Source organism: Streptomyces sp. TLI_146 (assembly GCF_002846415.1).
Taxonomy (GTDB): Bacteria; Actinomycetota; Actinomycetes; order Streptomycetales; family Streptomycetaceae; genus Streptomyces.
Genome location: NZ_PJMX01000001.1, coordinates 4,901,161 through 4,921,929, shown reverse-complemented (window position 1 = coordinate 4,921,929; position 20,769 = coordinate 4,901,161). Strand labels below are relative to the sequence as shown.

The following is a 20,769-nucleotide window of genomic DNA, read 5'->3' as shown; positions in this document are numbered from 1 at the left end:
TGCGCCCTGGAGGGGGAATTCACCATGTCCAGAACCTTGAGTACCGCCATGCCGAAAACAGCCCCGAAGGCCGGGCGGGCGGAGGGGAACGCGCCCGCGATGTCGCCCGCCCACCGCCGGATCGGCTTCGCCGTCTGCCTGGTCACGATCCTGCTCGCGGTGCTCGACACCAACATCGTGTCGGCGGCGACCGTCCCGATCGTGAGCGACCTCGACCCGGTCCACGGGATGGACAAGATCCCGTGGCTGATCAGCTCGTTCGCGCTCGCCTCGGCGGCGGTGCTGCCGCTGTACGGGAAGCTGTGCGACACGATCGGCGCCAAGAAGGTCTTCGTGGGCGCCATCGCCACGTTCCTGGCCGGCTCGGCGCTGTGCGGCGCGGCGCAGTCCATGGGCGAACTGATCGCGGCCCGCGCGGTGCAGGGCGTCGGCGGCGGCGGTCTGATGAGCGTGACGATGGTGGTGATCGCGCAGCTCGCGGGACCCGGGGACGGTACGGGCCGGGGCAAGGGCGGCAGCATCGGCGGAATCGTGGCCGGGGCCGGGATGGCGCTGGGCCCGTGGCTCGGCGGCACGCTCGCCGACCAGGCGAGCTGGCGCTGGATCTTCTACGTGAACCTGCCGGTCGGGATCGCCGTCCTCGCGGCGGCGGTGGTGGTCCTCCGCCTCCCGGTCACCCCGGTCCGCCACCGCATCGACTTCCTCGGCGCGGCGCTCGCCGCGGCCTTCTCCGTCTCGCTGCTGCTGATGACGGAGTGGGGCGGCAAGGAGTACGCCTGGACCTCGCCGCAGGTCCTCGGCCTCGCGGCCACGACCGTCGTCTCGCTCGCCCTGTTCCTGCGCCGCCAGACCACGGCGGCCGAGCCGATCCTGCCGCTGTCGATGTTCAAGGTCCCCGCGGTCCGGCTCGGCTTCGCGATCCAGGCGCTGGTCGGGGCGGCCATGATGGGCACGCTGGTGTACGTGATGATCTACCTCCAGGTCGTCCGGGGCGTCGAGGCCACCGCGGCGGGCCTGTACCTCATCCCGATGGCGGTCGGCATGACGGCCGTCGGCCTCGCCTCGGAGCGGCTGGCCGGGCGGGGCTGGTCGCAGAAGACGTTCGTGCTGACGGGTACGGTCGCGGCCGCGGCGGCGCTGGGGCTGCTCGCCACGACGCACGTCTCGACGAACCTGTGGCAGATCCGGGCCGAACTGCTCCTGATGGGTACGGGGTTCGGCCTGCTCATCGGCCAGCTGATCCAGATCGTGCAGGCCGCCGCGCCGCCGCGGCAGCTGGGCATCGCGACGACGGGGACGCGGTTCTTCCAGACGCTGGGTAACGCATTGGGGGCGGCGGTGTTCGGGACGATCCTGAGCCGGGTGTACGAGGCGTCCGGCCCCGGGGGTTCGACCAGTGCGCTGGGGACGCTGCGGGGGGCCGCGCGGGTGGACGGTGTCCATGCGCTGACGTCCGGGATGGATGTGGTGTTCGTGGTGGGGGCTGCGCTGATGGCGACGGCGGCGTACTTGGCAACGCGCCTGCCGGGGCGTGCGCGCGGGGTTTGATCCCCCACCCCGCCGGGCCTGCGGCCCCTGCACCCCGCTTCGTTCGTCTGCGGACCGTGGGTGGCTGGTCGCGCAGTTCCCCGCGCCCCTGACTACCCAGGGGCGCGGGGAACTGCGCGAGCAACCCAGCACGGTCCGCAGACGAAGCGAGAGGGTCCGGGGGCGAAGCCCCCGGCAGCCCACCCCGCCCCCGCCCGGCCGCCCGCCAGAGGCCACGCGGCGGAGCCGCACATGTCACAGCCGGGAAGGGGTGGGGTGGGGTCAATTCACGCCAGCAGCGCCGGGATCGTCTCCTCGTGCACCCGTCGCAGCTCACTCAGCGGCACACTGAACTCGCCCTGCACCTCCACCGACTCCCCGTCGACCACACCGATCCGCGTCGCCGGCAGGCCCCGCGCCCCGCACATGTCCGTGAACCGGAGCTCCTCGCTGCGCGGAACCGCGACAACCGCCCGGCCCGCCGACTCGGAGAAGAGGAAGGTGAAGGCGGAGAGGCCATCCGGGACGACAAGACGGGCGCCGTGCCCGCCGCGCAGGCAGGACTCGACCACGGCCTGCACCAGACCGCCGTCGGACAGGTCGTGCGCCGCGTCGATCATGCCGTCGCGCGAGGCGGAGATCAGGATCTCGCCGAGCAGCTTCTCCCGGTCCAGATCCACCCGCGGCGGCAGACCGCCCAGGTGGTCGTGGATCACCTGGGACCACGCCGACCCGCCGAACTCCTCCCGCGTATCGCCCAGAAGGTACAGCAGCTGCCCCTCCTCCGCGAACGCGATCGGCGTACGGCGCGTGACGTCGTCGATCACACCGAGGACCGCGACCACCGGCGTCGGGTGGATCGCCGTGTCACCGGTCTGGTTGTAGAGCGAGACGTTGCCGCCGGTCACCGGCGTACCGAGCTGGAGGCAGCCGTCCGCCAGGCCGCGCGTGGCCTCCGCGAACTGCCACATCACGTCCGGGTCCTCCGGCGAACCGAAGTTGAGGCAGTCGGAGATCGCGAGGGGCTTCGCACCCGACGCGGCCACGTTCCGGTACGCCTCCGCCAGCGCCAGCTGCGCACCCGCGTACGGGTCGAGCTTGGCGTACCGGCCGTTGCCGTCCGTCGCCATCGCCACACCGAGGTTCGACTCCTCGTCGATGCGGACCATGCCCGCGTCCTCGGGCTGCGCGAGCACCGTGTTGCCCTGCACGAACCGGTCGTACTGGTCCGTGATCCAGGACTTGGAGGCCTGGTTGGGCGAGGAGACGAGGCGAAGGACCTGCTCGCGCAGCTCCTCGCCCGTCGACGGCCGCGGCAGCTTGCCCGCGTCGTCGGCCTGGAGGGCGTCCTGCCAGGAGGGGCGCGCGTACGGACGCTCGTACACCGGGCCCTCGTGCGCCACGGTCCGCGGCGGTACGTCGACGATCTGCTCGCCGTGCCAGAAGATCTCCAGGCGCTCGCCGTCCGTCACCTCACCGATGACCGTGGCGATGACGTCCCACTTCTCGCAGATCTCCATGAAGCGCTCGACGTACTGCGGCTCGACGACCGCGCACATCCGCTCCTGCGACTCGCTCATGAGGATCTCCTCAGGAGAGAGCGTCGCGTCGCGCAGCGGGACCGTCTCCAGGTCCACCCGCATGCCGCCGGAGCCCGCCGAAGCCAGCTCCGAGGTGGCGCAGGACAAGCCCGCGCCGCCCAGGTCCTGGATGCCCGCGACCAGCTTCTCCTTGAAGATCTCCAGGGTGCACTCGATGAGGAGCTTCTCCTGGAACGGGTCGCCCACCTGGACCGCCGGGCGCTTGGCCGGACCCGTCGACTCGAAGGTCTCCGAGGCCAGGACCGACACGCCGCCGATGCCGTCGCCGCCCGTGCGGGCGCCGTACAGGATCACCTTGTTGCCGGGGCCGGACGCCTTCGCGAGGTGGATGTCCTCGTGCTTCATCACGCCGATGCACCCGGCGTTGACCAGCGGGTTGCCCTGGTAGCACTCGTCGAAGACGACCTCGCCGCCGATGTTCGGCAGGCCGAGGCAGTTGCCGTAGCCGCCGATGCCCGCGACCACGCCCGGCAGGACGCGCTTGGTGTCGGGGTGCTCGGCCGCGCCGAAGCGCAGCGGGTCGACGACCGCGACCGGGCGGGCGCCCATCGCCAGGATGTCGCGGACGATGCCGCCGACACCGGTGGCCGCGCCCTGGTAGGGCTCGATGTACGAGGGGTGGTTGTGGGACTCCACCTTGAACGTGACCGCGTAGCCCTGGCCGACGTCGACGACGCCCGCGTTCTCGCCGATCCCGACGAGCATCGCGTCGTTCTCGGGGACCTTCTCGCCGAACTGGCGCAGGTGGACCTTGCTGCTCTTGTACGAGCAGTGCTCCGACCACATCACGGAGTACATGGCGAGCTCGGCGCCGGTGGGGCGGCGGCCCAGGATCTCGCGGATCCGGGCGTACTCGTCCTCCTTGAGGCCGAGCTCCTTCCAGGGCTGCTCGACGTCGGGCGTCCCGGTGGCGTGCTTGACGGTGTCGAGGCTCATCAGGCGTTGACCAGCTTCTTGAGGATCGAGGTGAAGAAACCGAGGCCGTCGGTGCGGCCGGTGCCGACCAGCGGCTCCACGGCGTGCTCCGGGTGCGGCATCAGGCCGACGACGTTCCCGGCGGCGTTGGTGATGCCGGCGATGTCGCGGAGCGAGCCGTTGGGGTTCATGTCCAGGTAGCGGAAGGCGACGCGGCCCTCGGCCTCCAGCTCGTCGAGCGTGCGCTCGTCGGCGACGTACCGGCCGTCCATGTTCTTCAGCGGGACCTGGATCTCCTGGCCCGCCTCGTAGTCGGCGGTCCACGCGGTGCGCGCGTTCTCCACCCGCAGCTTCTGCTCGCGGCAGATGAAGTGCAGGTGGTTGTTGCGGAGCATGGCGCCCGGCAGCAGGTGCGACTCGGTCAGGATCTGGAAGCCGTTGCAGATGCCGAGGACCGGCATCCCGGCCTTCGCCTGGTCGATGACCGTCTCCATCACCGGCGAGAAGCGGGAGATGGCTCCGGCCCGCAGATAGTCGCCGTAGGAGAAGCCGCCGGCCAGGACGACCGCGTCGACCTGCTTGAGGTCCTTGTCGCGGTGCCACAGCGACACCGGCTCGGCACCCGCGATCCGCACGGCCCGCAGGCTGTCGCGGTCGTCGAGCGTCCCGGGGAAGGTGACGACACCGATGCGAGCAGTCACTTGGACTCCTCGACCTTCACGGTGAAGTCCTCGATGACGGTGTTGGCGAGGAACGTTTCGGCCATCTCGTGGATGCGGGCGAGGGCGGCCTCGTCGAGGGGCCCTTCCACATCCAGCTCGAAACGCTTCCCCTGGCGGACATCCGCGATCCCCTCGAAGCCGAGACGGGGCAGTGCGCGCTGCACCGCCTGTCCCTGCGGGTCGAGGATCTCCGGCTTGAGCATGACGTCGACTACGACGCGTGCCACTGGCACTCCCGTGGTGGTGTGGTGCGAAGGCGGTTCCCTCAGAGTACCCGGCCGGAAAATCTACGCGAGTAGATATCGGAGCTGTCCGATCACGTTCCGGTTTCGGCCGCGACAACACGTGGGAAAAATCCCGGGAAAAACGGTCCACGCACATTGCGATCGGACACGCGGATGCAATTGGCTGGGCTTCACAATGCAATGCCTGCCGCGATACAAAGGTTTCTCAGGGGAAACCCGAGAGAAACAGCATTGCTCCAAAACTGCCGGAAGGCCGGGATCGCCGCACGTCAGACACGTGGGAACGGCGGACCGTAGGAAGGAACCGATATCCGTGGCTCAGCGCGTAGTGGTCACCCTCTCCGACGACCTGGACGGCGGAGAAGCGGCGGAAACCGTCACGTTCGGCCTGGACGGGAAGGCCTACGAGATCGACCTCAATCCCGCCAATGCAAAGAAACTGCGCAAGGCCCTCGCCCCGTACGTCGAGGCGGGCCGCAAGCAGTCGAAGTCGGGGAAGACGTTCCGGCACACGGCCGTCGCCCCCGACCCGGCCGCGGTCCGCGCCTGGGCCCGGTCGCACCAGATGGAGGTGCCCACCCGGGGCCGCATCCCCAAGAAGGTCTACGAGGCCTTCGGCGCGGCGGTCTGAGGCCGCCGCACGAGGATCGGGCCGGGGCCCCGGACTGGCGGCCCCGGCAACCGAGTTGCATTGCACCCGGGGTGATCAGCTAGAGTCTGGAGCACGCCGAGGGGCGAGGCCGAGAGGCCGAGTCCCCAGCAGCGTGCGGGTGTAGTTCAGTAGCAGAACATCCCCCTTCCAGGGGGAAGGCGCAGTGTGCAATTCCTGTCACCCGCTCTGCATCGCTTACCGACCACTGTTGTGGATCAGGTACAGTGGTGTTCGCAACCGCAGGTGAGAGCCGAGCGGCAGCAATGCGGACGTGGCTCAGTTGGTAGAGCATCACCTTGCCAAGGTGAGGGTCGCGAGTTCGAATCTCGTCGTCCGCTCAGTGAGCAGAGGCCCCGGTCATCATGACCGGGGCCTCTGTCGTGTGTCCGGCGCCCCGCTGACATTTGTCATGACAGGCGATGACACCGCGCACTGCCTCCGGCCTCCCGCCCGCGGAACGCTGGACGCATGCCAGATGTGATCGAGGTCGAGGAGCTGCGGCGCACCTACGCCGGGGGCTTCGAGGCCGTTCGTGGAATCTCCTTCTCCGTGGCGCGCGGCGAGCTCTTCGCGCTGCTCGGTACCAACGGCGCGGGCAAGACGTCCACCGTCGAGCTGCTCGAAGGCCTCGCCCCGCCGAGCGCCGGATCGGTGCGGGTGCTCGGCCACGACCCGTACACCGACCGCGCCGCCGTGCGCCCCCGCACCGGGGTGATGCTCCAGGAGGGCGGCTTCCCGTCCGAGCTGACGGTGGCCGAAACCGTACGGATGTGGGCGGGATGTACGAGTGGTGCCCGCCCCGTGGGCGAGGCGCTGGAGCTCGTCGGGCTCGCCCGGCGCGCCGACGTACGCGTCAAGCAGCTGTCCGGCGGCGAGAAGCGGCGGCTCGACCTCGCCCTCGCCCTGCTCGCCCGGCCCGAGGTGCTCTTCCTCGACGAGCCGACCACCGGCCTGGACGCCGAGGGCCGCCACACCACCTGGGAGCTGGTCCGCGAACTGCGCGACGCGGGCACCACCGTGCTGCTGACCACCCACTACCTGGAGGAGGCCGAGGCGCTCGCCGAGCGGCTCGCGATCCTCCACGAGGGGCGCATCGCCGCCGCCGGGCGGGTGGCCGAGGTGGTCGCCGCCCAGCCCTCGCACCTCTCCTTCGAGCTGCCCGAGGGCTACCACCTGGGCGACCTCCCGCCGCTCGGCCCGCTCGGGGTCACCGGCCACGAGACCGAGGGCCGCACCGTACGGCTGAAGACCACCGCGCTCCAGCACGCCGCCACCGAGCTGCTGCTGTGGGCCCGGGACGGCCGCGTCGAGCTGCGCGGCCTCGACATCCGGGCCGCCTCCCTCGAAGAGGCCTTCCTGCACATCGCCCGGGAACAGGAGTCGACCCGATGAGCACCACCACGGCCGCGGCACCCCGCGCCGGCACCCCCGCCTCGCGGATGAGGGCGCTCGCCCGCGCCGAACTCACCCTGCTCGGCCGCAACAAGGCCGCGATGTTCACCGCGCTGGTGCTGCCCGCGATGCTCACCTTCTCCATGAGCACGGCCGTCGACGGCATGGACCTGGAGGAGAGCGGGCTGACCGTCGGCACGGTCCTGCTGCCCGGCTCGCTCGGCTACGTCCTGCTCTTCGCCGTCTACTCGGCCCTGGTCGGCGTCTTCGTCGTACGCCGTGAGGAGCTCGTCCTGAAGCGGCTGCGCACCGGCGAGCTGCGCGACCGCGAGATCCTCGCCGGGGCCGCGCTCCCGGCGGTGGCGCTGGCGCTCGTGCAGTGCGTGCTCCTTGCGGCCGGGTGCACCGTCGTACTGGACATGGCCGCGCCCCGCGCTGTGTGGCTGGCGGTGGCCGGGCTGCTGCTCGGCGCGGCGCTGATGTGCGTACTCGCGGCGGCGACCGCGGCGTTCACCCGCTCCGCCGAGGGCGCGCAGATCTCGGTGATGCCGATGCTGCTCCTGTCGATGGTGGGCTCCGGCATGGTCGTACCGCTGGACGTCATGCCCGACGCGATGGCGTCGGTCTGCGAACTGCTGCCGCTCTCCCCGGCGATCGCCCTGATCAGGGGCGGCTGGACCGGCGCGCTCGACACCGGCGAGCTGCTCGGCCACCTCGGTACGGCGGTGGCCTGGACGCTGCTCGGCGTGTTTGCTGTACGCAAGTGGTTCCGCTGGGAACCACGGCGCTGACACAGGGGGATGACGGGGTGCTCGGTCGGATACGCCGGATCGGCGGCTGGCGACGGCGCTGGCAGGCGCGCAGCAGGATCCAGAAGATGGACCTGTACACGCGCAACACCATGAAGACGATGCTCTGGTTCTTCATGCTGACCTGGGGCGGCCTGCCGCTGCTCGCGGCCGGTCCCCGCGGCCCCCTGGTCACCGCCCTGGGCGTGGCGCTGCTCGTGGTGAACATCGCGCAGTGCGTCGTCGGCACCCGCCGGATCGACCCGGCCTACGACGACTACCTCGGCCACGGCACCTTCCCCCGCCGCCTCCTGGTGGCCCCGGCCGTCCTGCTCGGCCTCGGCACCGCGCTGCTCGCGGCGACCACCGCCACGGACTCGCGCAGCGTCTTCCCGCTGCTCCTCGCCGACCTGCCGATCGCGCTGATGATCCCGTACGCCCTGCTGGTCCCGGCCCGCACCTACCTGCTGCACTGCCTGGGATACGCGGCCGTGGTCCTCGCCTTCTTCGCGGCCGCCGGGGTGCGGGGCGTCGAGCTGGTGGCGCCGGTGCCGATGGTGGTGATCGCGGGCGCCCTGATGCTGATCACGGTCCGGCCCGGCGCCTGGGGGCTGCGGAACATGTGGCAGGCCGAGGAGGCCAGGGACGTGCAGGCGCGGCTCGCCGTCGCCGAGGAACGGCTGCGCTTCGGACGGGACATGCACGACGTGCTGGGCCGCAACCTCGCGGTGATCGCCCTCAAGAGCGAGCTCGCCGTACAGCTGGCCGAGCGCGGCCGGCCCGAGGCGGTGGCCCAGATGATCGAGGTCCAGCGCATCGCGCGGGAGTCGCAACGAGAGGTACGGGAAGTGGTGCGCGGATACCGCGAGGCGGATCTGACCGTCGAACTCGACGGCGCCCGGGGCGTGTTGGAGGCCGCCGGGATCGACTGCGCGGTCACGGGAGCCGCCGCCGGGCTGCCCGCCGGGGTGCAGTCGGCGCTCGGCTGGGTGGTGCGCGAGGCCACCACCAATGTGCTGCGGCACGGCAACGCGCGCAGGTGCGCGATCCGGCTCGCGGCCGACGGCCCGGCCGTCACCCTGGTCGTGGAGAACGACGGCGTCCCCGACCGCGCCCCCGCCGCCCCCGGCTCGGGCCTGGCCGGTCTGCGCGAACGGCTCGCCCCGATGGGCGGCACGCTGGAGGCGGCCCGCACGGGCGAGCGCTTCCTGCTGACGGTGACCGTGCCGCTGCGCAGCGCGGCGGAACTGGGCGAGGAGCTGACCGTATGACCACGCCCGGCATGACCGCGCCCGACGGGGCGGCCCCGGCGCCCCTGCGCGTCCTGCTCGCCGACGACGAGCATCTGATCCGGGGCGCGCTCGCCGCGCTGCTCGGCCTCGAAGACGATCTGACCGTGGTTGCGGAGGCCGCGTCCGGGCCCGAGGCGCTGGCGATGGCACGGGCGCACCGGCCCGATGTGGCCGTCCTGGACCTGGAGATGCCGGGGGCGGACGGTGTGAGTGTCGCCACATCCCTGCGGGCCGAACTGCCCGGCTGCCGCACCATGATCGTCACCAGCCACGGGCGGCCCGGCCACCTCAAGCGGGCGCTCGCGGCGGGGGTGCGCGGCTTCGTGCCGAAGACCGTGAGCGCCCGTAAGCTCGCCGAGATCATCCGGTCCGTACACGCGGGAAACCGCTATGTGGACCCGGAGTTGGCGGCCGACGCGATCTCCGCGGGGGACTCCCCGCTGACCGCCCGCGAGGCGCAGGTGCTGGAGCTGGCGGCGGACGGGGCACCGGTCGCGGAGATCGCGGAGCGCGCCGGACTCTCGCCGGGAACGGTCCGCAACTACCTCTCCTCGGCCGCCTCGAAGCTCGGTGCCGAGAACCGTCATACGGCGGTGCGTCTCGCGCGCCGCCGGGGTTGGGTATAGTTAGCTGCGCGCTACGGCGCATGCGGACGTGGCTCAGTTGGTAGAGCATCACCTTGCCAAGGTGAGGGTCGCGAGTTCGAATCTCGTCGTCCGCTCAGTGAAAGAAGCCCCCGGCCTTCAGGCCGGGGGCTTCTTCGTGCTCAGCTCCAGCTGGTGCCGGTCAGCTGCTCGTACGCCTCCACGTACTTGGCGCGGGTGGCGTCCACCACCTCCTGCGGCAGCGGGGGCGGCGGCAGCTCGCCGTGGCGGTCCCAGCCGGAGGCAGCGGAGGTCAGCCAGTCGCGCACGAACTGCTTGTCGTACGACGGCTGGGCGCGGCCGGGCTCCCAGGTCTCGGCGGGCCAGAAGCGCGAGGAGTCGGGCGTGAGGACCTCGTCGGCCAGGACGAGCCGTTCCTCGCCGTCGACGGTCTCGAAGCCGAACTCGAACTTGGTGTCCGCGAGGATGATCCCCCGGTCGCGGGCGATGTCCCGGGCGCGGCCGTAGACGGCGAGGGTCGTCTGGCGCAGCAGGGCCGCGGTCTCCGCGCCGACCTGGCGGGCGACCTCCTCGTACGAGACGTTCTCGTCGTGGTCGCCGACGGCGGCCTTGGTGGCGGGCGTGAAGATCGGCGCGGGCAGCTCGGAGCCGTTGCTGAGCCCCTCGGGCAGGGCGAGCCCGCAGACCGTACGGGACTCCTCGTACTCGGTCAGGCCCGAGCCGGTGAGGTAGCCGCGCGCCACGCACTCGACCGGGACCATCCGCAGCGACTTGCAGACGAGCGTGCGCCCGGCCCAGTCGGCGGGGGCGCCCTCGGGGAGCTCCGTGGAGAGCACGTGGTGGGGGACGAGGTCGGCCAGCCGGTCGAACCACCACAGCGAGAGCTGGGTGAGCACCCGGCCCTTGTCGGGGATCTCGGTCGGCAGCACCCAGTCGTACGCGGACATCCGGTCGCTGGCGACCATCACCAGGTCGCCGGCCTCGTTCCGGTAGAGGTCGCGGACCTTGCCCGTGTGGAGGTGGGTGAGGCCCGGGACCTGAATCGGCTCGGGCTTTTCTACAAATCCGGACACGGTTCCTCCGCGTAGATTGATCCAGGAGCGCTTCCGATTCTCTCGCACGCGACGAGTACCCCGTGACGGGGGCCGCTCCCGGTCGCTAATCGCGCTTGCAGATCCGGTCCAGGAGGTTGGCCGTGGCGCGCTGGACGCGGGGGTCGGTGTGGCCGGGCCGGTCGAGCGCCGGGGACCAGGCGAAGGTGCCGGAGGCGAAGACGAGCGCGCCGGAGGGGGCCCGGTAGAGGGACGTCTCCTGGTGCCGGACGGCCCCTTCGCCGTCGCGGTACGGCGAGTGGGCGAGCAGGATGCGGTCCTGGTGCTCGGGGAGCGCGGTGCGCGGGAAGTACCGGTCGGCCTCGCCCGCCACCAGCCCGTCGATCTCGTCGCCCTCGCCCGCGCCGGTGGCCTCCCAGAGCCAGTGACCGGCGTTCCGCACGACCAGCGGGGACGGCTCGGGCACCCGCCCCGCGTACTGGATCCCCAGCAACTGCTGCTCCGGCCGGGCGACTTCGCGCCACAGCGCGGGCCGCCCGGGGCCGCGCCGCTTGCGGCAGGTCAGCAGCCGGTCGGGGACGCCGGAGGGCGAGGGCGCGAGGTCGACCTGCCAGTACAGCGTGTTGGCGGAGAGGAACACCAGCGAGGTGCCGTGCTCCCGGGCGAGCTCGACGGTGCGGCGCATGGGGGCCGACCAGTACTCGTCGTGGCCGGGGAAGACCAGCCCCCGGTAGCGGGTGGGGTCGACGCGCCCGGCGTGCAGATCGCGGGCGTCGGCGTACGCGAGGTCGTATCCGTACCGCTCGGCCCACCGGATGAAGTCGTACGCGTGCCCCACGTGCAGGGGCAGCCCGGCGCCCGCGTACGGCCGGTCGAAGGACACGGTGATGGCGGCGTCCTCCTCGCCCAGCAGCCGCCCGTCCCCGTCCCACGCGTGGTAGAGCGAGGCGCCGGTGCGGCCGTCCTCGGGGAAGAGGTTGTAGGCCTGCCAGGTGATGTCGGGGAGCAGGAGCAGCAGATCGGCCGGATGGCTGTCGCGGACGGTGAACGGGATGTGCGACCGGTACCCGTCGGCGGTGGTGAGCACCGCCACGTACGCGCCGATCGAGGCGTACGAGGGGACCTGGTAGCGCCAGGAGAGCCACCAGTGGTGGCAGGAGACGGTCCGGTTGGCGGCGAGCGGCGCGGGCTGCACGATCCCGGCGAGCCGGGGGCTGGTGGCGACGTGGTTGGCGCCGTCCCCGCCGTAGTGCCCGATGCGGTAGATGTCGACCGAGAACTGCTGCGGCGGATCGACCGTGACGTGGAAGTCGATCGCCTCACCGGGCGCGACGGCACCGGTGGAGGCGAACCCCTTGATCTGCTGCCGTACGTCGTCGGCGGTACGGGGTCCGGACGCGCTGCCGGTGCCGGGCCGGGCGGGCTCGACGTACCAGGGCACGACGTGCCCGGTGTCGTCGAAGTAGTGCTCCCCGCCGCGCAGCCAGGGCAGCGGGCCCTGCCCGAAAGGATCGGAGACGGCGTGCGCGAGCGCTCCCGACTCCCACCGCCGGATCTGCTCCGCCCCCATACCACTCCCCTCCCTCACTCCCCCGACGCCGCCGGTCAGCGGTCGGTCTCCAGCACATCACATAACGCACGCACTCCGTCACTGTTCGTCGCGAATTGACGGGATACGGAAGGGGGGGCTCCGCTTGGGGGGTGGGCGCGGGGTGTCTGTGGCTGTGCCGGTCCGGTGGGTTCCCCGCGCCCCTTGATCGGCCCGGTCTTTGTCTGCGGGCCGTCCCCAACTAGTCGCGCTGTTCCCCGCGCCCCCAAACCCGCGTTCGTCTGCGGACCGTGGTCGGTTGCTCGCGCAGTTCCCCGCGCCCCTAGGGGGTGCGGGCGGCGGGCGAGTGCGAGGGCGAAGCCGAGCACTTCAGGGGCGCGGGGAACTGCGCGACCAGTTGGGGACGGTCCGCAGACGAACCACAGCGGAACAGGGGTCCGGGGGCGCAGCCCCCGGGAGAGCACCGGTCAAACCAGACGGACCGGCTTCTCCGGGCGCACACCCACCCCCACCAACCACCGCCGCAACGGCTCCGCATCCCCCTCCTCCAGCAACGCCAGCACCCGCGACCCCAGATCCCCCTTCCGCTCCCCGTCCACGAGGAGCGCGGGACCGTCCAGCCAGTCGAGCCCCGGCGCCGCCCCCGCCGTGTCGACCGCCGCGCAGCACACCATCGCCGTGACGTGGTCGGCCAGCAGCTCCCGCCCCGTCCGCGGCTGCTGGAGCGGGAAGAGCGGGACGGAGTCGCCCCACACGTCCGCCGACGGCAGCGGGGGGCCCGCCGCGTCCTCGACGGCCACGGCCGCCGCGATGGCCGCGGCCAGCACCTCCCCGTCCTGCCCGGCGAGGTGGTCGAGGACCCTTGCCAGCGTCGGGGCGACGGCCTCGACGGGCTCAGCGCCCGGCCGCGTCCCCATCCCGTCGAGCACCCGGTGCAGCCGTGCCGCCTCCGCGCGCCACTTCCGGTCGACGACTTCCTCCGGATAGTGCTGCCAGTCCACCGGCGACCAGTCGGGTCCGGGCTCGGCCGGACCGCCGTGGAACAGCCGGGCGGCGAGCAGCGAGGCCGCCTCGTCGGCCGCCCCGGGCTCTTCGAGCAGATCGCACGCGGGCCGCTCACCCAACCGGGACGCGAACCCCTCGGCCAGCCGGTCCCGCCGCGACAGCTCGGTCAGCGCCGACACCACCCCGGCGTCCAGCCGGGACGGCCACCGCCCCATCCGCCAGGCCGGCAGCGCCACCCGGGTGAGCAGCCGGTCCCAGCCCGCGTACGCGAGCCCGACCTGCTCCTGGGCGACGATCCGCAGCCCGTAGTCCACGGTCTGGGCCCGTTCGGAGGCCGCGGCCGCGACTCCCCGCTCCATCTCGGCGGCGTGCGCCCGGCAGCCGCGCAGCAGCAGCCGCGCGACCGGCCCGACGAAGCCGAGCACCAGCCGCGCCCCCCGGCCCGCACCGGGCCCGCTGGTCACGGCGACCGCCGCGTCCAGACCCCGTACGAAACGGCGGGCCGAGGCTATGTCGGGCTGCGCGGAAGGACCGGTGCCGGCCACCACGGGCGCCAGGATGGCCCGCAGCTCACCGACCCGCATCCACCACAGGAACGGCGACCCGATGACGAGGACGGGCGCGGCGTCGGTACGGCGCCGCACGCCCGGTATGCCCGACGGACCCTGCCCGAGCCGCGCCCGTACGGAATGGGCCGGATGCGTACGGTCCTCCAGCCAGCTGTCGCAGTCCGGCGTGAGCGCTATCGCGGAGGGCGCGGGCACGTCGAGCCGGTCGGCCAGGTCCCTCACCAGCCGGTACAGATCCGGCGCCGAGGACTCGGCCAGCTCGACCGTCGGAGAGAGCGCGGGTCTGGCCCGGACGATCACGGCCGTCACCGCGGCGGCGGCCAGCAGCACCACGGCCGCCGCGCCCGTCACCGCCCAGCGGGCCGCGTCCCAGCCGCGGCCGTCGATCCGGCCCTGCACGTCCGCGACGAGCAGCACGACGGCGACGGCGGCCGGCAGCAGAGCGAAGGCCAGCGCCCGGCTGCGCACCCGCAGCACGGCAAGCGCCCGCGAGCGCGCCGACCGCGCGCCCGCCTCACCACCCATCCCGGAACCGGACACGGCCGGACGTCACCCCCTCTGCACTGCGTCGGCGTTGCTCACTCCCCCACTGTGGCACCCCCCACTGACATCGCAATGCCGGTGACCCAAGTGCCGGACCGCTCCCGCCGCACCCTAGTTGCGCCCCCGCCACCCGTCATCCGGATGGCCCACCCGTCACTCGATGGAATGGCTTGGGGGTGGGGTTCGCGGCCGGATCCGCAGACGAAAAAGCCCGGGGCGCGGCCCTCGTGGAGGGCCGCGCCCCGGACCGGGACACCAGATGTCAGGGCGTCACACCTGCGCGTCGGCCGCCTTGCGGGCGATGTCCGTACGGTGCTGCGAGCCGTCCAGCCGGATGCGCCCGACCGCCGCATACGCCCGCTCGCGGGCCTGCGCCAAGTCCGCCCCGGTCGCAGTGACCGAAAGAACCCGTCCGCCCGCGCTCACGACCGCGCCGCCGTCCTGCCGGGTCCCGGCGTGCAGCACGTACGCGTGCGGCGCGTCCAGGGCCGCGACCTCGTCGAGCCCCTCGATCGGGTCGCCCGTCCGGGGCGTACCGGGGTAGTTGTGCGACGCCACGACGACCGTGACCGCCGCGTCGTCGCGCCAGGCCAGCGGCGGCTGGACGTCCAGCGTCCCGTTGGCCGAGTGCAGCAGCACGCCCGCCAGCGGCGTCTTCAGCCGGGCGAGCACGACCTGCGTCTCGGGGTCGCCGAAGCGCGCGTTGAACTCGATGACCCGCACGCCGCGCGAGGTGATCGCGAGGCCCGCGTACAGCAGCCCGGAGAACGGCGTGCCGCGGCGCCGCAGTTCGTCGACCGTCGGCTGGAGCACGCTCGCCATGACCTCGTCGACGAGCTTGGGGTCGGCCCAGGGCAGCGGCGAATACGCGCCCATGCCACCGGTGTTGGGCCCCTCGTCGCCGTCGAGCGCGCGCTTGAAGTCCTGCGCGGGCTGGAGCGGCAGCACGGTCACGCCGTCCGTGATCGCGAAGAGCGAGACCTCGGGGCCGTCGAGGAACTCCTCGATGACGACCCGGTCGCAGGCCAGCGCGTGCGCGCGGGCCGCCTCGACGTCCTCGGTGACGACGACGCCCTTGCCGGCCGCGAGCCCGTCGTCCTTGACGACGTACGGGGCGCCGAACGCGTCCAGCGCCTCGTCGATCTCGGCCGGGGTGGTGCAGACGTAGGAGCGCGCGGTCGGCACGTTCGCCGCCGCCATCACGTCCTTGGCGAAGGCCTTGGAGCCCTCCAGCCGCGCCGCCTCGCCCGAGGGGCCGAAGCAGGGGATGCCCGCGGCCCGTACGGCGTCGGCGACCCCGGCGACCAGCGGCGCCTCGGGTCCGACGACGACCAGGTCGGCCGCGAGGCCGGTGGCGAGCCGGGCGACGGCCTCGCCGTCCAGCTGGTCCACGGGGTGGAGCTCGGCGACCTCCGCGATCCCGGCGTTGCCGGGGGCGCAGTGCAGCGCCGTCACGTCGGGGTCGAGGGACAGGGAACGGCACAGGGCGTGCTCGCGGGCGCCGCCGCCGATGACAAGGACCTTCACGGCAGCCAGCCTAGCCGGAGTGGCGGATTCTCCCTCGTACGGGTCACCGAACCCCGTACCGCTACTCGTTCGTATATTCCTCCACCACCGTCGCGCCGAGCTCGCGGACGATGAGGTCGTGGCCGGAGAGCGCGTTGTCCACGAGGTCGGGGTCGTCGTCCTCCGGAACGTCGTCCTCCAGACGCACCGGCGGCGGCTCCTGCGCCACGGGGGGCGCCTGCCGCGCGGGCGCGGAGGCCTGCGGCGGCTGCTGTACGGGGGCGGGGGCGGCCGGGGTCGCGGCGGGCGGGGGCGACTGGGGGCGGGAGGGGGTGAAGCCGCCTCCGCCCTGGGCCTGGTAGCCGCCGTTGCCGGAGCCGGGGTTGCCTCCGCCGCCGAAGTTGCCCGCCGCGGCCGGGGGCTGGGAGCCGCCGGACGGGTCGATGATCGCCTCGACCTTCCACTGCACCCCGAAGCGCTCGCCGAGCACGCCGCGCAGGACTTCCTCGCTGCCGCTGCTGGCGAAGTTGTCCCGGGCGCCGGCGTTGATGAACCCGAGCTGGAGGGTGGTGCCGTCGAATCCGGCCACCTGCGCGTTCTGACTCAGCAGGATCCAGGTGAAGCGCCGCTTGTTCTTCACGGCCTCCAGGATGTCCGGCCACATGTTCCGTACGTGGACGGCGCTGCCGGGGTTGGCGGCGGGGGCGGCGGCCGGGGTCGGCTCGGGGGCCGGGGCGGGGGTCTGCGCGGGCTGGCCGGGGCTGGAGGCGGAGGGCCAGGCTCCGGCGCCGCCGGTGGTGGGGGCGGAGGGTGCGGGGGCGGCCGCGCTTCCGGAAGCGGAACCTCCGGCACCGGGCCAGGCGCCGGGCCGCTGAGCACCGCCGCCCTGAGCGCCGCCGCTCTGACCGCCGCCGGGCGCGGCCGCACCGGGCCAGGCGCCCGGGGCCGGGGCCTGCGGGACGGGCTCGGGAGCGGGCGCGGGCGGGGCCTGGACCGGCGGCTGCTGTACGGGGGCGGGGGCGGCCGGGGCGGGCGCCTGGGGCGCGGCCGGGGCGGCGGCGCGCGCGGCGGCCCGGGCGGCCTCGGGGCCGTGTCCGGCGGGCACGGGGGGCATCGGCGGATGGGCCTCGGCCCCCGGCACGTACCCCATCGCGGGTCCGGCCCCCGCGCCCGGCTGGAAGTGGGCGCCGCGCTCCAGCCGGTCGAGCCGGGCCTGGACCGAGCGCTCGTCGTCGTACGCCGCGGGCAGCAGCACGCGCGCGCAGATCAGCTCCAGCTGGAGCCGGGGCGAGGTGGCGCCCCGCATCTCGGTCAGCCCGGTGTTGACGAGGTCGGCGGCCCGGCTGAGCTCGGCGGCGCCGAACACGGAGGCCTGGGCCTGCATGCGCTCGACGACGTCGACGGGCGCGTCGATGAGGCCCTTCTCGCCCGCGTCCGGGACGGCGGCGAGGATGACGAGGTCCCGCAGCCGCTCCAGCAGGTCGGCGACGAACCGGCGGGGGTCGTTCCCGCCCTCGATGACCCGGTCGACGACCTCGAAGGCGGCGGCGCCGTCACCGGAGGCGAACGCGTCCACCACGGAGTCGAGCAGCGACCCGTCCGTGTAGCCGAGGAGGGAGGTGGCCATGGCGTACGTCACACCGTCGTCGGCGGCGCCCGCGAGGAGCTGGTCCATCACGGACATCGAGTCACGCACGGACCCGGCCCCGGCGCGCACGACGAGCGGCAGCACGCCGTCTTCGACCGGGATCCCCTCCCGCCCGCAGACCTCACCCAGGTACTCACGCAAAGTCCCGGGCGGCACGAGCCGGAAGGGATAGTGATGTGTCCGCGACCGGATGGTCCCGATGACCTTCTCGGGCTCGGTCGTGGCGAAGATGAACTTCAGATGCTCCGGCGGCTCCTCGACGACCTTCAGCAGGGCGTTGAACCCCGCCGAGGTGACCATGTGGGCCTCGTCGATGATGTAGATCTTGTACCGGCTGCTGGCGGGGCCGAAGAAGGCCTTCTCGCGCAGCTCACGGGCATCGTCCACGCCACCGTGCGAGGCGGCGTCGATCTCGATGACGTCGATGGAGCCCGGCCCGTTGCGCGCGAGGTCCCGACAGGACTGGCACTCGCCGCACGGGGTGGGCGTGGGCCCCTGCTCACAGTTCAGACAGCGGGCAAGGATCCGGGCACTGGTCGTCTTTCCACAGCCGCGCGGCCCGCTGAACAGGTACGCGTGATTGACCCGGTTGTTCCGCAGCGCCTGCTGCAGCGGGTCGGTGACATGCTCCTGCCCAATGACCTCGGCGAAGGACTCCGGGCGATAGCGGCGGTACAGCGCAAGGGACGACACACCTACGAGGTTATCGGGGCGGACTGACAACCGAGCCCGGGTCGCGGTTCGCGGGGGAATTGGGCGGGGTGTGCGCGGCGGGGGTGGCCGTACGCGGGGGCCACGGGCGGGCCGTGACGGCCACCACCCACTGGGCCGGACCGGGCCCAGCCCGCTGGCGACCCGCCGGCGACCCGCCGGGGTTCCGCAAACGTAAGCGCCCCCCACGCACCCGCCAGAGCCGACCTACCCTTGCTGCCTTCCGGCCCTGGGGGAGTTCAGTCAGATAGCGCCACGTGAGGGGCTCCGCACAGGGTACCCGATCCCCGACCGGGGAACGAGTTCGCGAGCACCCCTCAGCGTCTTGTATTGTTTGCGGCGGAGGATTCGCCTAGTGGCCTAGGGCGCACGCTTGGAAAGCGTGTTGGGGGCAACCCCTCACGAGTTCGAATCTCGTATCCTCCGCCAGTGCCTCACCGGGCACGAAGTCGAAGGGCCCCACCGCTTGCGGTGGGGCCCTTCGCCGTTGGTGGGCTGAGGCCGACGCGGTCCAGGGGAGCCCACGGGCGCGCAGGCGCGCAGGCCTCCTTCGGCCCGTCACGGCGTGACGGGCCGAAGGAGGCCTGACTGGTCGCCCGAACCGGTCGGCGTGGCGCGGGCGGACGTCGGAGAGCAGGCGGGGTCCAAGCGGATCCGCGCGGGGAACCGCAGACAGACAACCGCAGCCCCGTGGAGCCCCTACGCGTCCGGTACGTGCATCAGCTTGTCCGGGTTGCGGATGGCGTCCACCGATGTGATCCGGCCGCCGTCCACGGTGATCGCCACGATCGTGCGGGCGCCGTCCCAGTGGTACAGGGCCAGGCCGGGCGCGCCGTTGACGTGGGCGAGGCGCAGGCCGTCCGGGGGGACGTGTACGCGGGTGAGGGCGACGATGCCGCGTGCCACGTTGTCGGCGCCGCGCACGATGCCGTTCAGGGCCGTCACCTTGCCGCCGCCGTCGCCGCGCCAGACCACCTCGGGGTCGAGCAGCGAGACCAGCCGCTCCAGATCCCCCTCCTGGCAGGCCTGGCCGAAGGCGCTGACCAGCTCGCGCTGGCGGGCGTATCCGGCGGGGTGGTGCGGGCGGCTGCCGTCGACGTGGCGGCGGGCCCGCGAGGCCAGCTGGCGTACGGCCGCCGGGGTGCGGCCCACCACGCCCGCGACCTCCTCGAAGGGCAGCCCGAACACGTCGTGCAGCAGGAACGCGGTGCGCTGGGCGGGCGACAGCTCGTCCAGGACGATCATCAGGGCCATGGACACCGACTCGTCGAGCGTGACCCGGTCGGCGGGGTCCTGCTCGTCCGGCGCGTGCTCCACCAGCGGCTCCGGCAGCCAGGTGCCGACGTACCGCTCGCGCCGCACCCGCGCGCTCCCCAGCGCGTCCAGGGCCAGGCGCCCCACGGTCGTCGTGAGCCAGGCGCGCAGATCCCGTACGGCCCCCGGGTCCTCCAGGCCGCGCAGCCGCAGCCACGCCTCCTGGACGCAGTCCTCGGCCTCCGCCAGGCACCCCGTCGTCGTATAGGCGACCCGCAGCAGCCGGGGCCGCTCGCGCTCGAAGGCCCGGGCCAGTCCGTCCTCGTTGGACAGCGGCCCGCGCGCCCCGCTCACCGCAGCCCCGCGACGCTCGCCCAGACCTGCTCGGTGCGCAGCCACTCCCCGAACGACATGGTGCCGCGCACATCCGGCCGCTCGACGGTCAGCGCGCCCGCCCGCAGCGCCTGGCCCATCCGGCCGGGCAGCGGCATCGGCATCAGGACGGCCTTGCGCCCGGTGACGTTGCGCCAGACCCGGGCCATCTCGCGGACGTCGGTGTCCTCGGGCCCGCACACCTCGATCCGCCCCCGGTGCGGCACCCCCTCCGCCACGTCGGCGACCACCCAGGCGGCCTCCATGCAGGCGACCGTGCGCAGCCGCGCCCGGGGCACCGGCACCACCCCCCACTTGGCGGCCGACGCGAGCGCCGAGGCGAGCAGTTCGTGGAACTGGGTGGCCCGCACGATCGTCCAGGGCACCCTGCCCTCCCGTACGACCCACTCCTGTTCGGCCTTGACCTGCATGTATCCCATCGGCACCATGTCGCAGCCCACGATCGAGACGCATACGTGGTGCTGTACGCCCACGGCGCGCGCGGCGGCGAGCAGCCGCCGCGAGCCGTCCACGAGCGTGCGGGCCGCCCCCTTGGCGGTCCCGTGGCCGTTGGCCGCGTCCACCACGACGTCGCACCCCGCAAGGGCGTCGATCAGGCCCTCCCCCGTGTTCAGGTCGACCGGGTACTCCGGTGACCTACGGCTCAGCACCCGTACGCGGTGCCCCCGCGTACGCAGCTCCTCGGCGACGCGGCTACCCAGCGTCCCCGTCCCTCCCGCAATGGCGATGTCCATGTCCCTAGGACGACGCGCCGGGCCAGGATGTGACAAGGGGCTACCGCTCCCCCGGCGGGAAAGCAA

At 72.9% G+C, this 20,769-nt stretch carries 16 protein-coding genes, 4 tRNA genes and 1 other RNA gene; 10 read left to right on the top strand and 11 right to left on the bottom strand.

Annotated elements, in window-relative coordinates; all coding sequences use genetic code 11:
• The first annotated feature begins 99 nt into the window (after window positions 1–99).
• Window positions 100–1,548: an MFS transporter gene (locus BX283_RS22135; RefSeq protein WP_101389283.1), complete on the top strand. Its 1,449-nt coding sequence runs from the start codon at window positions 100–102 to the stop codon at window positions 1,546–1,548.
• A 266-nt stretch (window positions 1,549–1,814) separates the two neighbouring features.
• Here BX283_RS22135 and purL read toward each other — a convergent pair whose 3' ends face one another.
• From purL to purS, 3 genes are read right to left on the bottom strand one after another with little or no spacing between them, the layout of a single operon-like run.
• Window positions 1,815–4,064, bottom strand: coding sequence for a phosphoribosylformylglycinamidine synthase subunit PurL (purL, locus tag BX283_RS22130; RefSeq protein ID WP_101389282.1), 2,250 nt, complete (start codon window positions 4,062–4,064; stop codon window positions 1,815–1,817).
• A complete protein-coding gene (gene purQ / locus BX283_RS22125) occupies window positions 4,064–4,744 on the bottom strand; it encodes a phosphoribosylformylglycinamidine synthase subunit PurQ (protein WP_101389281.1) in 681 nt (226 codons plus the stop codon). Before purQ ends, purL begins: the two co-directional genes overlap by 1 nt.
• Window positions 4,741–4,992, bottom strand: coding sequence for a phosphoribosylformylglycinamidine synthase subunit PurS (gene purS / locus BX283_RS22120; protein ID WP_067162360.1), 252 nt, complete (start codon window positions 4,990–4,992; stop codon window positions 4,741–4,743). Before purS ends, purQ begins: the two co-directional genes overlap by 4 nt.
• A 331-nt stretch (window positions 4,993–5,323) precedes the next feature.
• Here purS and BX283_RS22115 point away from each other — a divergent pair, with 331 nt between their 5' ends.
• From BX283_RS22115 to BX283_RS22080, 8 genes are all read left to right on the top strand, one after another.
• A complete protein-coding gene (locus BX283_RS22115; RefSeq protein WP_101389280.1) occupies window positions 5,324–5,641 on the top strand; it encodes an Lsr2 family protein in 318 nt (105 codons plus the stop codon).
• A 135-nt stretch (window positions 5,642–5,776) separates the two neighbouring features.
• A tRNA-Gly gene (locus BX283_RS22110) sits at window positions 5,777–5,848 on the top strand.
• A 79-nt stretch (window positions 5,849–5,927) separates the two neighbouring features.
• Window positions 5,928–6,000, top strand: a tRNA-Gly gene (locus BX283_RS22105).
• 130 nt (window positions 6,001–6,130) lie between these two features.
• Window positions 6,131–7,054, top strand: a complete 924-nt coding sequence (locus BX283_RS22100) for an ABC transporter ATP-binding protein (protein ID WP_101389279.1) — start codon at window positions 6,131–6,133, stop codon at window positions 7,052–7,054.
• Window positions 7,051–7,845 carry an ABC transporter permease gene (locus BX283_RS22095; RefSeq protein ID WP_101389278.1) on the top strand — a complete coding sequence of 265 codons (795 nt, stop codon included), beginning with the start codon at window positions 7,051–7,053 and terminating at the stop codon, window positions 7,843–7,845. Before BX283_RS22100 ends, BX283_RS22095 begins: the two co-directional genes overlap by 4 nt.
• 17 nt (window positions 7,846–7,862) lie before the next feature.
• Window positions 7,863–9,113, top strand: a complete 1,251-nt coding sequence (locus BX283_RS22090) for a sensor histidine kinase (protein ID WP_257583493.1) — start codon at window positions 7,863–7,865, stop codon at window positions 9,111–9,113.
• Entirely contained in the window at window positions 9,110–9,760 is a 651-nt protein-coding gene (locus BX283_RS22085) for a response regulator transcription factor (protein WP_101389276.1), read from the top strand. Before BX283_RS22090 ends, BX283_RS22085 begins: the two co-directional genes overlap by 4 nt.
• A 22-nt stretch (window positions 9,761–9,782) precedes the next feature.
• Window positions 9,783–9,855: transfer RNA gene (locus BX283_RS22080), tRNA-Gly, on the top strand.
• 45 nt (window positions 9,856–9,900) lie between these two features.
• Here BX283_RS22080 and BX283_RS22075 read toward each other — a convergent pair.
• The 6 genes from BX283_RS22075 to ffs all read right to left on the bottom strand — a co-directional run bounded on the left by BX283_RS22075 (window position 9,901) and on the right by ffs (window position 18,592).
• Entirely contained in the window at window positions 9,901–10,812 is a 912-nt protein-coding gene (locus BX283_RS22075) for a phosphoribosylaminoimidazolesuccinocarboxamide synthase (RefSeq protein WP_101389275.1), read from the bottom strand.
• Between the two features lie 85 nt (window positions 10,813–10,897).
• Window positions 10,898–12,361: a N,N-dimethylformamidase beta subunit family domain-containing protein gene (locus BX283_RS22070; RefSeq protein WP_101389274.1), complete on the bottom strand. Its 1,464-nt coding sequence runs from the start codon at window positions 12,359–12,361 to the stop codon at window positions 10,898–10,900.
• Window positions 12,362–12,807: 446 nt separating this feature from the next.
• Complete coding sequence (locus BX283_RS22065) at window positions 12,808–14,454, bottom strand: hypothetical protein (protein WP_101389273.1); 1,647 nt, start codon at window positions 14,452–14,454, stop codon at window positions 12,808–12,810.
• A 273-nt stretch (window positions 14,455–14,727) separates the two neighbouring features.
• Window positions 14,728–15,984 (bottom strand): phosphoribosylamine--glycine ligase, encoded by a 1,257-nt coding sequence (gene purD, locus BX283_RS22060; RefSeq protein ID WP_101389272.1) that lies wholly within the window; start codon window positions 15,982–15,984, stop codon window positions 14,728–14,730.
• A 61-nt stretch (window positions 15,985–16,045) separates the two neighbouring features.
• The gene (locus BX283_RS22055) at window positions 16,046–18,304 is read right to left on the bottom strand and encodes a DNA polymerase III subunit gamma and tau (RefSeq protein WP_101389271.1); all 2,259 of its coding nucleotides are present in this window, start codon (window positions 18,302–18,304) and stop codon (window positions 16,046–16,048) included.
• 189 nt (window positions 18,305–18,493) lie between these two features.
• Window positions 18,494–18,592: signal recognition particle sRNA small type (ffs, locus tag BX283_RS22050), an RNA gene on the bottom strand.
• Between the two features lie 71 nt (window positions 18,593–18,663).
• Between ffs and BX283_RS22045 the strand changes: the two genes are divergently transcribed.
• A tRNA-Ser gene (locus tag BX283_RS22045) sits at window positions 18,664–18,751 on the top strand.
• A 270-nt stretch (window positions 18,752–19,021) separates the two neighbouring features.
• Here the strand turns inward: BX283_RS22045 and sigJ are convergent.
• On the bottom strand, window positions 19,022–19,930 hold the full coding sequence (gene sigJ / locus BX283_RS22040; RefSeq protein WP_373979276.1) for an RNA polymerase sigma factor SigJ: 909 nt from the start codon (window positions 19,928–19,930) through the stop codon (window positions 19,022–19,024).
• Entirely contained in the window at window positions 19,927–20,703 is a 777-nt protein-coding gene (locus tag BX283_RS22035) for an SDR family oxidoreductase (RefSeq protein ID WP_101389270.1), read from the bottom strand. Before BX283_RS22035 ends, sigJ begins: the two co-directional genes overlap by 4 nt.
• Window positions 20,704–20,769: the final 66 nt, after the last annotated feature.